The organism is Pseudoalteromonas sp. ND6B (genome assembly GCF_000764215.1).
GTDB lineage: Bacteria > Pseudomonadota > Gammaproteobacteria > Enterobacterales > Alteromonadaceae > Pseudoalteromonas > Pseudoalteromonas tetraodonis.
In genome coordinates this window covers 1-12,511 of sequence record NZ_JQFL01000060.1, presented here as the reverse complement: position 1 = coordinate 12,511, position 12,511 = coordinate 1, and the positions used below count along the sequence as shown (strand labels likewise).

General features: G+C 42.0%; 15 protein-coding genes. 1 reads left to right on the top strand and 14 read right to left on the bottom strand.

Annotation, left to right across the window (positions count from 1 at the left end; translation table 11 throughout):
* Positions 1 to 561: 561 nt before the first annotated feature.
* The 8 genes from fdx to tnpA form a co-directional block, all read right to left on the bottom strand.
* On the bottom strand, positions 562 to 900 hold the full coding sequence (gene fdx / locus ND6B_RS04825; RefSeq protein ID WP_033103942.1) for an ISC system 2Fe-2S type ferredoxin: 339 nt from the start codon (positions 898 to 900) through the stop codon (positions 562 to 564).
* Positions 901 to 911: 11 nt separating this feature from the next.
* Positions 912 to 2,774 carry a Fe-S protein assembly chaperone HscA gene (gene hscA / locus ND6B_RS04830; protein WP_033103941.1) on the bottom strand — a complete coding sequence of 621 codons (1,863 nt, stop codon included), beginning with the start codon at positions 2,772 to 2,774 and terminating at the stop codon, positions 912 to 914.
* A gap of 42 nt (positions 2,775 to 2,816) precedes the next feature.
* Positions 2,817 to 3,344 carry a co-chaperone HscB gene (gene hscB, locus ND6B_RS04835; protein ID WP_008113925.1) on the bottom strand — a complete coding sequence of 176 codons (528 nt, stop codon included), beginning with the start codon at positions 3,342 to 3,344 and terminating at the stop codon, positions 2,817 to 2,819.
* Positions 3,345 to 3,414: 70 nt separating this feature from the next.
* Positions 3,415 to 3,738, bottom strand: a complete 324-nt coding sequence (iscA, locus tag ND6B_RS04840) for an iron-sulfur cluster assembly protein IscA (protein WP_008113924.1) — start codon at positions 3,736 to 3,738, stop codon at positions 3,415 to 3,417.
* A gap of 9 nt (positions 3,739 to 3,747) precedes the next feature.
* On the bottom strand, positions 3,748 to 4,131 hold the full coding sequence (iscU, locus tag ND6B_RS04845) for a Fe-S cluster assembly scaffold IscU (RefSeq protein WP_008467675.1): 384 nt from the start codon (positions 4,129 to 4,131) through the stop codon (positions 3,748 to 3,750).
* A gap of 40 nt (positions 4,132 to 4,171) precedes the next feature.
* Positions 4,172 to 5,389 carry an IscS subfamily cysteine desulfurase gene (locus ND6B_RS04850; RefSeq protein ID WP_008113922.1) on the bottom strand — a complete coding sequence of 406 codons (1,218 nt, stop codon included), beginning with the start codon at positions 5,387 to 5,389 and terminating at the stop codon, positions 4,172 to 4,174.
* Positions 5,390 to 5,413: 24 nt separating this feature from the next.
* The gene (gene iscR, locus ND6B_RS04855; protein ID WP_008113921.1) at positions 5,414 to 5,905 is read right to left on the bottom strand and encodes a Fe-S cluster assembly transcriptional regulator IscR; all 492 of its coding nucleotides are present in this window, start codon (positions 5,903 to 5,905) and stop codon (positions 5,414 to 5,416) included.
* Positions 5,906 to 6,161: 256 nt separating this feature from the next.
* On the bottom strand, positions 6,162 to 6,557 hold the full coding sequence (gene tnpA, locus ND6B_RS04860; protein WP_033103940.1) for an IS200/IS605 family transposase: 396 nt from the start codon (positions 6,555 to 6,557) through the stop codon (positions 6,162 to 6,164).
* 38 nt (positions 6,558 to 6,595) lie between these two features.
* On the opposite strand from tnpA, the gene ND6B_RS04865 reads away from it, so the two are divergent.
* A complete protein-coding gene (locus tag ND6B_RS04865) occupies positions 6,596 to 7,822 on the top strand; it encodes an RNA-guided endonuclease InsQ/TnpB family protein (protein ID WP_033103939.1) in 1,227 nt (408 codons plus the stop codon).
* A 72-nt stretch (positions 7,823 to 7,894) separates the two neighbouring features.
* Here the strand turns inward: ND6B_RS04865 and trmJ are convergent, their stop codons facing one another.
* From trmJ to ND6B_RS04895, 6 genes are all read right to left on the bottom strand, one after another.
* Entirely contained in the window at positions 7,895 to 8,620 is a 726-nt protein-coding gene (gene trmJ / locus ND6B_RS04870) for a tRNA (cytosine(32)/uridine(32)-2'-O)-methyltransferase TrmJ (protein ID WP_010390589.1), read from the bottom strand.
* A 453-nt stretch (positions 8,621 to 9,073) separates the two neighbouring features.
* Positions 9,074 to 9,577: a KAP family P-loop NTPase fold protein gene (locus tag ND6B_RS04875; protein WP_033103938.1), complete on the bottom strand. Its 504-nt coding sequence runs from the start codon at positions 9,575 to 9,577 to the stop codon at positions 9,074 to 9,076.
* Positions 9,578 to 9,674: 97 nt separating this feature from the next.
* The gene (locus tag ND6B_RS04880; RefSeq protein ID WP_033103937.1) at positions 9,675 to 10,208 is read right to left on the bottom strand and encodes a hypothetical protein; all 534 of its coding nucleotides are present in this window, start codon (positions 10,206 to 10,208) and stop codon (positions 9,675 to 9,677) included.
* A 12-nt stretch (positions 10,209 to 10,220) separates the two neighbouring features.
* Entirely contained in the window at positions 10,221 to 11,147 is a 927-nt protein-coding gene (locus tag ND6B_RS04885) for a hypothetical protein (protein WP_033103936.1), read from the bottom strand.
* Between the two features lie 121 nt (positions 11,148 to 11,268).
* On the bottom strand, positions 11,269 to 11,676 hold the full coding sequence (locus ND6B_RS04890; protein ID WP_235420549.1) for a DUF2846 domain-containing protein: 408 nt from the start codon (positions 11,674 to 11,676) through the stop codon (positions 11,269 to 11,271).
* 25 nt (positions 11,677 to 11,701) lie between these two features.
* The coding region (locus ND6B_RS04895) for an IS3 family transposase (RefSeq protein WP_033103044.1) at positions 11,702 to 12,511 on the bottom strand (810 nt) is incomplete at its 5' end.

Genomic DNA, 12,511 nt, shown 5'->3' with positions numbered 1-12,511 from the left:
AAGAGAAGTGAATGAGAAGAAAATGAGAAAGCACTAACCATTAGCCTGAGTGATTAATTGTTTTGTCACTTCCTCTAAAAGCGCAGCGTCTCTTAACCTCTTTGTGCATAATTTTATTACCTTTAACCACATTTGCGCGGCGTAAAGCCCCGCCTACAGGCTATTTTAATTTACCCGCGCCTCGCAGCCCGCCGCTCGTAACCTTTTGCCTTTCGCCTTTAACCTTTAAAAAGACGCGGGGTAAACCCGCTGCACTTCTGCGCGGCGTAAAGCCCCGCCTACAAAATATTTACACCACAGAGAATACAAAGGCGCTTCGCGCTACACCGAGGGGTTAAGGTAAATAACACTAAACCTTTGCCTTTGCTCACTTTCTCTGTGAACTCTGTGCCCTCTGTGGTGAATAAATCACTAAAAAATCAAACAATGAGCCGCTGCAAGGCTAACTTGAGAAAGCTCTACGTCTACAAAAGATTTGTCTGCGCGGCATAAATCTTCGCCTAAAACAAAAAGCCGCGGTGTTAAACAGCGGCTTTTAATATAATAGTCGTTAATTAAAAACTAGTGTTCTTCATTAACGATATTGAGATTGTACTTAGGTATTTCAACCACTAAGTCTTCATCTCTAATGATTGCTTGGCAACCTAAGCGCGATTCAGGCTCTAAACCCCATGCTTTATCTAGCATGTCATCTTCTAGGTCGTCACTTTCATCTAATGAGTCAAAACCTTCACGGATCACTAAGTGACAGGTTGTACATGCACATGACTTTTCACAGGCATGAGGAATGCTAATGCCATTTTTAAGCGCGATATCAAGTACCGTTTCGCCGGCGGGCGCTTCTATTGCTGCACCGCCAGGACACAACTCCGGATGGGGAAGAAAAACAATTTGTGGCATTCTAATCTCTCTTATATATTGTCTACTGACTGGCCTGTTAAGGCTTTTTTAATTGATGCATCCATTCTAAGCGCGGCAAAATCACTACTCGCGTTGTCCATTTTTTCAATGGCTGCTTTAATTTCGCTTGGATCTTGTGCACTCTCGCGTACTTTTGCAAGTTCGTTTATTTCCACTTTTAGCGCCGCTAGTTGCTCAGGCTCAAGTAAATCGCCATCAGCAGCTAAAGAGGCTTCCATTGCTTCTATTACTCGAAGCGCTTCAACTTGTTGCTCTTTAAGCATACGCACTTGCATGTCGCCTTTAGCGTTACTCATCGACTCTTTAAGCATATTAGCAACTTGGTCGTCAGACAAACCAAACGACGGTTTTACTTGTATTTCTGCTTGAACGCCAGTTGATTTTTCCATGGCTGATACGCTTAGTAAACCATCAGCGTCTACTTTAAAGGTAACGCGAATATGCGCAGCTCCCGCCGCCATAGGTGGAATGCCTTTTAAGCTGAACTTTGCCAGCGATCGACAATCGTCAACCAGTTCACGCTCACCTTGTAATACATGCAACGACATAGCCGTTTGACCATCTTTAAACGTAGTAAATTCTTGCGCACGTGCAACTGGGATAGTGGTATTGCGTGGAATGATTTTTTCAACTAAGCCACCCATGGTCTCAAGTCCTAGCGACAACGGTAACACATCCAGCAATAACATGTCTGAATCTGGCTTGTTACCAATTAATACGTCTGCTTGTAATGCTGCCCCCAGAGCAACAACACGATCAGGGTCAATTGAAGTGAGTGGTTGTTTATCAAAAAACTCGCCAACTTGAGTACGTACCAACGGCATGCGGGTTGAACCGCCAACCATCACCACTTGTAATACTTCTTGGTTTTCAATACCGGCATCTTTTACTGCACGACGACATGAGCGGAGCGTTTTTTTAACCAGTGGCATAGCCAGCTCGTTAAACTTCTCTCGTGTTACTTCAACCATGTATTTTTCATCGTCAAACTCAAGGCCAACATTCACTTTTTCGTATTGGCTGAGTGCTTCTTTACAGGCTTTGGCTTTATTTATAAATAAACGTAATACCGAAGGAGATAAGCCCGTTACGCCGGTTTCTTGTTTTAGGTAATCAACTAATAATGAGTCAAAGTCATCGCCGCCTAGGCTTGAATCGCCACCAGTGGCCAATACTTCAAACACGCCTTTATTTAAGCGCAGTATAGAAATATCAAATGTTCCGCCACCTAAGTCATAAACAGCAATTATGCCTTCTTGGCCTGAATCTAAGCCATAAGCAACCGCAGCCGCGGTTGGCTCGTTTAATAAACGCAGCACATTAATGCCGGCAAGCTCAGCCGCATCTTTGGTGCTTTGACGCTGTGCATCATCGAAATAGGCTGGTACGGTGATAACCGCGCCTAAAATATCTTGATTACCAAAGCTTTGTTCTGCACGTGCTTTTAAAGCATTTAAAATATGACTTGAGGCTTTAACTGGGCTGATTTTCCCGGCTTCAGTTGCTATTGCAAGTGCACCATCATCATCGCAAAACTGATAAGGCAGTTGGCCATAGCTTTGTTCTATTTCGGTTTGCGTTTTACCTAAAAAGCGCTTCACTGAAATAAGCGTATTAACCGGATCGAGTGTAGCTGCTTGCATTGCATCATTACCCACGGTAATGCCGCCAGCTTGATAACGCACTACAGACGGCAACATCGCTTCGCCTAACTCATCAGTAATAGTGCGTGCTTCGCCGCTTTGTACGGTTGCCACTAATGAATTTGTAGTGCCTAAATCAATTCCAATGGCTAATTTGTGTTCATGTGGTGCCGCGCTCTGCCCCGGCTCAGCAATTTGCAATAATGCCATAATGCTCTTTAAACTCGTGTTGCTCGCTTTGCAGCAAGTGAATTAATCGTCAAATAAACTGTCTTCAATGCGTTCAAGTTCGTCTTGTAACTTATATACAAATTTTAATTTGCGAATGTTGTCAGCAGCGTGTTGATATTGTTGCTCATCGTTGCTTGCAAGTTGCTCAGCCAGTTCGTTGCTATACTGGGCTTTTAATTGCTTTATTTGCGACTCAAAATTAGCAATAGCGATATCTGGATCACTTGCAGAGGGAAGTTCTTCAAGCTCTTCGCGCAGTTCCATTTGTTGCATCAAGAACATGGGATCTTGCAGTGTTTGCTGCTCAGCGCGAATATCAACGCCCAGCTCACTCAACATATATTCAGCACGTTTAACCGGATGCTTAAGTGTTTGTAATGCGTCGTTAATTTCAGCGGTACTTTGTACGGCCATTAATTTATCACGACTGCTGGCATTAGCATGGCGATCAGGGTGAACAGCACGTTGAAGTTCTAAGTAGTGCTTGTTGATCATTGCTAAGTCAATATTGTAGTCAACCGGTATTGCAAATAACTCAAAATAACGCATAACTTCTCACAAATGACAAAGCCCTACATTAACTGGCAGGGCTTATTTATATCTTAAAACAAGTTTGAGCTTAAACGGTAAAGCTTTCGCCACAGCCACACTCATCGGCTTGGTTAGGGTTATTAAATTTAAACCCTTCATTTAAACCTTCTTTAGTGTAGTCGAGCTCAGTGCCGTCGATATAAACTAAGCTTTTAGCGTCAACAATTAAGGTAACGCCTTTGGCCGCAAATGTTTCATCGTCATCGTTTAGCTCATCAACAAACTCTAGAACATAAGCAAGACCTGAACAGCCCGTCGTTTTAATGCCAACTCGCAGGCCAATGCCTTTACCACGGTTTGCTAAAAATGATTGTACGCGGTTTGCTGCCGCATCTGTCAATGTCACTGCCATGAATATCTCTTAGTTTGTATGTTTGCTTTTGTAATCTGCAATTGCTGCTTGAATTGCATCTTCGGCTAAAATTGAGCAGTGAATTTTCACTGGTGGTAATTCTAGCTCTGCGCTGATATCGGTATTTTTGATAGTCGCAGCTTCGTCTAATGTTTTGCCTTTAACCCACTCTGTTACCAGCGAAGATGAAGCAATTGCGCTACCACAGCCGTACGTTTTGAATTTTGCATCTTCAATAACGCCGTCTGCCGATACTTTAATTTGCAATTTCATTACGTCACCACATGCTGGTGCGCCTACCATACCCGTTGCCACTGACGGATCGTTTTTATCTAGAGCACCTACGTTACGTGGGTTTTCTACGTGGTCGATTACTTTATCACTGTAAGCCATAATTCTATCCTCACTACCTGCTAGGTATGGGCTCCACTAATTAGTGGTGCGCCCATTCAACTGAATCTAAATCAACACCTTCTTGGTGCATTTCCCAAAGAGGAGACATTTCACGTAAACGGCCAATCGAGTTTTTCATTAGCTCAACGGTGTAATCAATCTCTTCTTCGGTGGTAAAACGGCCAATACTAAAACGAATCGAGCTGTGCGCTAGCTCGTCGTTGCGACCTAATGCACGTAATACGTAAGAAGGCTCTAAACTTGCAGATGTACAGGCTGAACCTGACGATACCGCAATATCTTTAACAGCCATTAATAACGACTCACCTTCAACAAAGTTAAAGCTAATGTTGACAATACCAGGTACTGATTGGTCTTGCGTGCCGTTAAAGTACACTTCGTCCATATCCGTTAAAATGCCGTCGATTAGGCGTTTACGCAACGCACTGATGTGTGCGTGATCTTTTTCAAAATCTTGTTTTGCAATTCTAAATGCTGCGCCCATACCCACTAATTGATGAGTTGCTAATGTACCAGAACGCATACCACGTTCATGGCCGCCACCGTGCATTTGTGCTTCTAAACGGGCACGTGGTTTACGGCGAACATACAAAGCACCTACGCCTTTAGGGCCGTATACTTTGTGCGCCGAGAATGACATAAAATCTACTTTGGTTTGTTGCACGTCAATTAAAACTTTACCCGCGCTTTGTGCTGCATCTACGTGGAACATAATTTTACGTTCGCGGCACATTTCACCAATTGTATTGATGTCTTGGATTACACCTAGCTCGTTATTTACATGCATAATACTTACAAGCACGGTGTCGTCACGCATGGTGTCTGCTAATTTTTGCAGATCAAGTAGGCCGTTTTCTTCAACGTCCATGTAGGTTACTTCAAACCCTTGACGCTCAAGCTCACGACATGTGTCGATAACCGCTTTGTGTTCAGTTTTAGCAGTAATAACATGCTTACCTTTTTTCTTGTAAAACTGAGCTGCACCTTTAATAGCAAGGTTATTTGATTCTGTTGCACCCGATGTGAATACAATTTCACGTGGGTCTGCATTAATTAAATCAGCAATGTCAGTACGTGCTTGGTCAACGACTTCTTCAGCTTGCCAACCAAAACGGTGTGAACGCGATGCTGGATTACCAAAATTACCGTCCATAGTCAGGCACTGCATCATTTCTTTGGCAACTCGTTCGTCAACAGGCGTAGTTGCTGCGTAATCTAAATAAATCGGTAACTTCATTTCTCTCTCCGCTGCAGGTCAACCTTAAAGTTGACAGCTTACTTGAATATTTTCCAACTGCTTAATTGCATCATTAACGCTGTTTTCTTGGCGAAGAGCGACCGCTTTAACGTCCGACTTTTCGACCAGTTCAGCTAAGGTAATATTATTTAAAAATTCTTCAATTCGTGCGCTTAAGTCTGACCACAATGTATGGGTTAAACAACGCATACCACTTTGACAACCAGTATTGCTTCGCTGACACCGTGTAGCGTCAACAGATTCATCTACCGCATTGATAACATCGCCAACTGAAATTACGTCAGCCTCACGTCCTAGTAAATAGCCCCCACCAGGACCTCGAACAGAACTCACTAGCCCATTTTTACGTAAACGGGCAAATAACTGCTCAAGATAAGACAAAGAAATTTCTTGGCGCTGCGAAATATCTGCAAGCGCTACAGGGCCTATATTTGCATGTAGTGCAACATCCAGCATGGCTGTAACGGCATATCTGCCTTTTGATGTTAACTTCATAACGCCCCCGCACAAAAGAGTGCAAATTTTAATTACCAGAGTAGATTAGTCAAGTATTATCCTGATTGGCTAGCCTCAAACGGCCACCGATAAACTTGTAATACCCGACTGTTTTGGTCAAGTATTGGGTCTATTGTAGTTACCTGAGTAATTTAGTCAAGTATTAGTGGAGTAATAAAGGGCGCTATTTATCGAAATTTTCCGAGAAAACCCATTGATCGACGCGAAGCGGTGTCGATGGGATGAATCGGAATAGTTAGCCCTGCTCTTGAATGTATTTTTGAATTGTATCAGCAGCCGCATTCCCAACAGAGCAAACAAAATATCCGTCAGACCAAAATGTTTTTTTAACCCAGAATTGCTTTTTAAACCATTTAAATCTCGACCATAGCCTTTGCGTTGTAGATTGTTTAATTCTCCTAACGTAACTCGCAACGCTGATATTGGGAGAGATCGTTAGCAATATGTGTATATGATCTTTGTCCACCTCGATCTCTTCGATATTAAATTCTGAGCGCTCTGCAATTTCAGTGATTTTTTGTTTTACAAAATCACCTACATCACCTTTTAACAATTGTTTTCTATATTTAACCACAAGTATTAAATGTAGCGCTATTAAATATTTACAGTGAGATTTAGTTTCATATTCCATCTTGACAACTCATTTCCACACAGTAGTCTACACAGTATATGAAAAAGACGCTTAGATACAACTACAGGCTAAATCCTACGCCAGAGCAAGAAGCTAAACTCGTTGAGTTTGGCGCGACAGCGCGTGGCATTTGGAACTTATTGTTGTCTGAGAACATGCGTCGATACGAGCACGATAAAACGTTTTTGTTTTACAAAGACATGGCCTCACTACTTAAAGATATCAAGACGTTCGAAGAGTTTAACTGGATCAAAGCATTCGATTCTGCGGCAGCTCAACAAGTTGCCCGCGACCTGGAATTAGCGCTCAAGAATGTTTTTACTAAAGGTCGCTTGCAACGCTTTCCAAAGCACAAGATCTCATATAAAAAGAAAAAACTTCACAACGATAGTTTTCGAGCGGTCAATAACTCGAACTGTATCCGCATTGAAAATGGCGCTATCAGTATCCCAAAGGTAGGCAAGATACCCATTATCTTGCATCGCAAACTAGCAAGTAAAATCAAGACTGTAACTATCCAGTATCACCACGGAAAATGGGGATGCAGCATCACTCAGGAAGTTGAGTGCAAAACAGCTAAACAAGTTTTAAAAACAATCACAGGTTTTGACATTAACTCAAAGCAAACTGTTGTTGGCTCAGATGGTTTTGTGGTCGATAACCCCACGTTTTTAAAGCAGTCAAAAACAAAGTTAAATCAATTGCAACGCCAGCTTGCACGCCGAACTAAAGGTTCAAATCGCTGGCAAAAAACCAAACAACGCATCAACAAATTACACGGCAAAATCTCACGGCAAAGGCTCGACTTTGCACACAAAATTTCACGCCAGATAACCAATGAAAATGACATTTTAGTGTTCGAAGATTTAAACGTAAAAGGGATGCAAAAGTTCAATGGCAGCATGGTTGCCGACAATGTGATGGGCTTAATTACTCAGCTTTCAAAATACAAAACTGAGCTTGAAGGTAAACTTTATCACGAGATTGGCAGGTTTGAAAAATCCACAGGGGTTTGTTCTGAATGCGGCCAACATCATGTTTTGACATTGAACGACAGATATTTCACATGTACGGCTTGTGAAACTAACCAAAGCCGAGACTTGTCAGCGGCTAAAGTCATAGCAAAAACAGGTGAATTAGATTTGATTGCGGCTGGGATCGTCGCAAGGGTTACCCCCACATCTCAGCAGAAATCAGCCATTAAAACGAAAGTCTTCGAGCTATCGAAGTTTGCTGTTGGAACTGAGAAAAAAGAAGCAGCCTAGTCTCTAAGTCAAGGCTGTAGAAGCCCATTGATCGACACGGAGTGGCGTCGATGGGTAGTTCACAACTAATTGCTATTTTATAGACTTATTAATTGAGGTAAGAATACCTCGTAATATGTTCATTTCAGCATCTTCAGGGCGAGCACGATTAAACAAGCGACGTAGCTTAGTCATTACCATGCCTGGGTGCTGCTTAATGATGAAGCCTGTTTTAAACAAAGTGTCTTCAAGGTGTTCGTAAAACAGCTCTGTTTGTTTAGACGATGGATATAGGGTGTCGTCTTCTTCTTGTTCCGCTTTAGGTTGCTGATTTAAAAACGCCATACGCGTTTCATAGCATAAGGTTTGTACTGCCATGGCTAAATTTAGCGAGCTGTATTCTGGGTTAGCAGGAATACACACATGGTAATTACACAGTTGTAATTCTTCGTTTGTTAAGCCACTGTTTTCACGACCAAATACAAGTGCTACAGGGCCATTTACAGCTTCGCCAACAAGCTTTTCACCACATTCACGCGGCTCAACCATAGGCCACGACAATGTACGCGAACGGGCGCTAGTACCAATCGTTAATGCACAATCAGCAATCGCATCGGCAACCGTATCAACAATAACCGCATTTCCGAGAACATCAGTAGCACCTGCAGCAAGCGCACTTGCATGACTGTCTATTTCACAGGCTGGATCAACAAGGTATAACTTTGATAATCCCATGGTTTTCATGGCACGTGCCGCAGAACCAATATTGCCAGAATGTGATGTGTTTACTAAAACGATGCGAATATCATCTAAGATCATTACAGTGCTACTTATCGAGTACAAAAAAATTGCGCAAATTCTAGCATGAAAACGCGCTGAGATCCTATATTCAATAGTCGAGATCTAAAAGATCAGTTCGGGGTCAGCGGTCAGCGGTCAGCGGTCAGCGGTCAGCGGTCAGCGGTCAGCGGTCAGCGGTCAGCGGTCAGCGGTCAGCGGTCAGCGGTCAGCGGTCAGGTAGTAAAATAAAACACCGAGCCTTATGCAAGCCCAGTTTTTATATTATAGGTGAGAGTTTACCTCGCGCACTTTCACAACATGTCAAACTACCTGCGCGGCGTAAAGCCCCGCCACAAAATAGTGTGCGCCACCACATCAGCCTTAGTTTACCTCGCACACGTTTTAGGCTCGAAGCCCATCGCTCGTAGCCCGTTAACCTTTAACCTTTAACCTTTTGTCGCTGCAAGCACAGTATGGTTGTATTATGTCAAACTATGGTTGCAGCGACACTAGTTCTTCTTTCGCGATAGACTCGGCAAAACCAGCAAGAGCTTGTTCAGTTACTTTATCCAGATCTAAAGCACCTGCTGTTGCGATTTTTGCTGCAACAGGAACAGTTCTTTTTAGCAACGTAACTCCAAACCCTTTTGCCTTATCTAGGTACTCTTTAGTCTTAGAAATATCTTCAGGTGTAGAGAGTTCATCAATTCCAGAGCTGATTTCACCAATAATTGAAACTAGTGCATCATCTGTAAAATCATTTTCCCAAGCATTAAAATATATAGTTGGTACTTCATTATCTTTAAGATGTTGTTCCCACATCCTTAGAAAAGTAGTTTTTCCTTGTCCCCAAGGTGCATCTAAACAAACAACCATAGGGTCTTTAGTAGAAAGAACGAATTGAGTAAGAACTTCAGCACTTTCAAGCCTATTTAGTTCATCATTTAAAAATGGGCTACCCGGCTCAACTACTATTTCACGATTCTTGATAATCACTCTGGCTCCTTGAGATTGCTAACGCCCCGCATCACCGGCAGCAAAAAGCAGAGCGAGGAACGAGCGGCGCTTTTTGCTGTCCGAGTGCATGTGATTGTTATGTCATTTCACTATAAATAGAATGAAAGCTTCTTTGCCCAGTACCATCATAAACATAAATAGTGTCGAATACTTTCACTGATTTCTTTGCAACAAGGTCTGAAATACTCTTTGCTTCAGATTGCGCTATGTCAGCGGCCGATGCGAAAGGGGTAAAAATACCAACCAAGAGAATTCCTGCACCTCGTTCCTGAAAAATTGATTGCATACTTGCTTTATCATATTTTGCTTCTATTACTGACTGAAGCACGGATGAAAACCTTTCATCAGGTTCGATAACAAGGCGACCTGAATCTGATATATGCTCTACATCCTCAGATACTCCAGTTGTAAGACCAATAGCATGATCTTTATCCAAAAAAGCATCAGTGACCTCTAGCCATGTTTTCTTGTCATTGATTTCAATAATCGCCTCGGGTGGATCAGGTGTTTCCAGCACATTAAAGGTTTTACCTAAATTTTCCATATATTTGGAAAATTGCTGTATTACAGCATCTTCATGTGCTTGCTTCAGATCTCTTCGTTTAACCATAGCAGTTCACTCTTAAAAAAGATCTTTCTCTGCCTGATTAGCAAGCCCACACATTTTGTCTACGTATGGCGCTAGGGCTTGAAGAGTATCAAGCAAATTCTTTTTGTTTTGCTTTGTTGTATTGAGCATTACATTGGCATAATGAGAATACACTTCCATGACCTCTGTACTGCCAGAGGGAAATTTTTCGTTAACCTCTTTTCGACCTGCTGCATAGATCGGTTGAGATTCTTCAAATAACGCGCCATATTCGCTATTGTTGATCGTGCTAGTAAAAAGGTTGAAAACATCAAAATCTATCGCACGCGCCTCTTCTACGAAAAAATTCTCTAGAGTGCCGATTATGCCCCCCGCAATTTGTTGAGATTCCGGCGTGTTTGGATCATTCGCCGCTTGCACGAACCATATTGCACTTACTGCGGTAACAAATTCCCTTTCCGCTCCTGCACTAATCAACCGATTTAATAATGAAATTGTCGAAAAACCTGACTTTAATGGCTCGTCTAATTTCATAGTCCCCCCTTTTAAAGATGAGCTTTTTTGACCTTTATATTTTCCAAAGGATAAAGTCTTCATGATGTTGTCAACTATCTTAGTTCGCAATTCCACAACTAAATCGACATTAGGTTGAAGTTGCATACAGAGAGCCAATATGAATTGCTGCGGGCCATCAGGGCCATCTACTTCAGGCCGAGAATCCTTCATTGCACCTTTATACTCCTGTGGACTAATGCCGCTATTTTTAGCAAAGCTTATTGCTGTGTCGTTTCCTTGGCTCGCAGCCTCAATCTCCTCAAGGACAAATTGGTATGCGATCTCGTCTGTTGGTATCTTTTGCATGATGATTTCAGAAAATCTTTTCGCGGCATGTTCAATGCCATCTTTCTCAATAAGCTTTTCTAAGTCAGATTTTTGCTTTTTCTTGAACATTCCAAACATATTGCCTCCTTAGTGGCATTAAAGACATAACGCTTTGCTAATGGGCAAAATACCGTTTGCTAAAATTGGCGAGGTACGAGCCGAGCAAACTGTATTTTGTCCTGTTGAGCAACTTGTTATGCTATTGGCTACACGTACCTTTTTTAGCCAAATCTAATTTTGATATTTCTTTTTTTCCTTTATTTTCATCAACAAGTTCGACACCTGCACCACCAACGAAAACGCCCATTTTTATATATTGGCTTACGAAGTAATTTTTACCATTTTCTGTTTTTACAATTAGATCATTTGGTGAAAACTCTGATTCTGTTGAAATTTTGTGCTCACCATCACCAGTTATTTCCTCATAAAAAAACACATTTGGTGCCGTTTCGCCAATGCATTTCCCATCTAGCCATACATCTTTTTTTAATGCTCCTCCAAAACTGCCTGATCTATAAATATATAAACCAGCCTTACCTTCAGATGGCAAGTTAAACTGTTTTGCTTGTTCGCTCTTCTCTTTTGATTCCATTGCGGAGTTTTTCAAGTTAGTTGTCGCCTCAAGTTAAATTTTATGCCGCCCGCATTTCTTCTTTTTTCTCAGGGTTTAAATTTACTTCATTTATCATTGACCAGTCTCGTGACTTCCCTGACCAACGACTTGGGTTATTCAATTTAGCTGCGTCGTTTACCTGCTGACGCTTAGCTAATATTTCTTTATCTAAACCTGAATGACGTTGGTTTGGCGTCACAAATTTTATACCACTGTGTAGGTGCTCATTATTGTACCAATCAACGAACCCACTTACCCATTCTCTTGCTGCGCTTATATCTTCAAATGCCTTTTCTGGGTATTCTGGGCGATACTTTAACGTTTTAAATAACGACTCAGAGTATGGATTATCATTACTTACTGACGGTCGACTAAATGATGGCACAATCCCTAACTCCTGTAATGTTGCCAGTAATGTCGCGCCTTTCATTGGGCTACCATTATCTGAGTGCAACGTGACTTGCTCGCGCTTTATTTGCTCCCGACTGCAAATATCCTTCATTAAATCTGCGGCTAATTCACTTAACTGTGTGTCGTAAACTTGCCAGCCAACAACCTTTCGACTAAAAATGTCCATCACTAAATATAAGTATAAAAATTGCCCTTTTACGCTCGTTGGTAAATAGGTGATATCCCAAGTGTAGACTTCATTTGCACGCACTGCTTTCAATGCTCTTGGCTTTTTCATCGGCTTAGCTGGCTTTACTTTTTCTCTATGCGTTAATAAGTTATGTGCCTTCATGACACGATAAAACGAACTTTCAGACGCTATCCATATGCCCTTATCAAGCAGCTTAGGGACTATTTTACTGGCCGGTAAATGCCCATA

Coding starts and splice junctions, on each gene's coding strand:
- ND6B_RS04850 (WP_008113922.1), bottom strand. CDS start 5,389: ATGAAGTTACCGATTTATTTAGATTACGCAGCAACTACGCCTGTTGAC.
- ND6B_RS04885 (WP_033103936.1), bottom strand. CDS start 11,147: ATGTTTGGAATGTTCAAGAAAAAGCAAAAATCTGACTTAGAAAAGCTT.
- trmJ (WP_010390589.1), bottom strand. CDS start 8,620: ATGATCTTAGATGATATTCGCATCGTTTTAGTAAACACATCACATTCT.
- iscU (WP_008467675.1), bottom strand. CDS start 4,131: ATGGCTTACAGTGATAAAGTAATCGACCACGTAGAAAACCCACGTAAC.
- hscB (WP_008113925.1), bottom strand. CDS start 3,344: ATGCGTTATTTTGAGTTATTTGCAATACCGGTTGACTACAATATTGAC.
- tnpA (WP_033103940.1), bottom strand. CDS start 6,557: ATGGAATATGAAACTAAATCTCACTGTAAATATTTAATAGCGCTACAT.
- fdx (WP_033103942.1), bottom strand. CDS start 900: ATGCCACAAATTGTTTTTCTTCCCCATCCGGAGTTGTGTCCTGGCGGT.
- ND6B_RS04865 (WP_033103939.1), top strand. CDS start 6,596: ATGAAAAAGACGCTTAGATACAACTACAGGCTAAATCCTACGCCAGAG.
- hscA (WP_033103941.1), bottom strand. CDS start 2,774: ATGGCATTATTGCAAATTGCTGAGCCGGGGCAGAGCGCGGCACCACAT.
- ND6B_RS04880 (WP_033103937.1), bottom strand. CDS start 10,208: ATGGTTAAACGAAGAGATCTGAAGCAAGCACATGAAGATGCTGTAATA.
- iscR (WP_008113921.1), bottom strand. CDS start 5,905: ATGAAGTTAACATCAAAAGGCAGATATGCCGTTACAGCCATGCTGGAT.
- iscA (WP_008113924.1), bottom strand. CDS start 3,738: ATGGCAGTGACATTGACAGATGCGGCAGCAAACCGCGTACAATCATTT.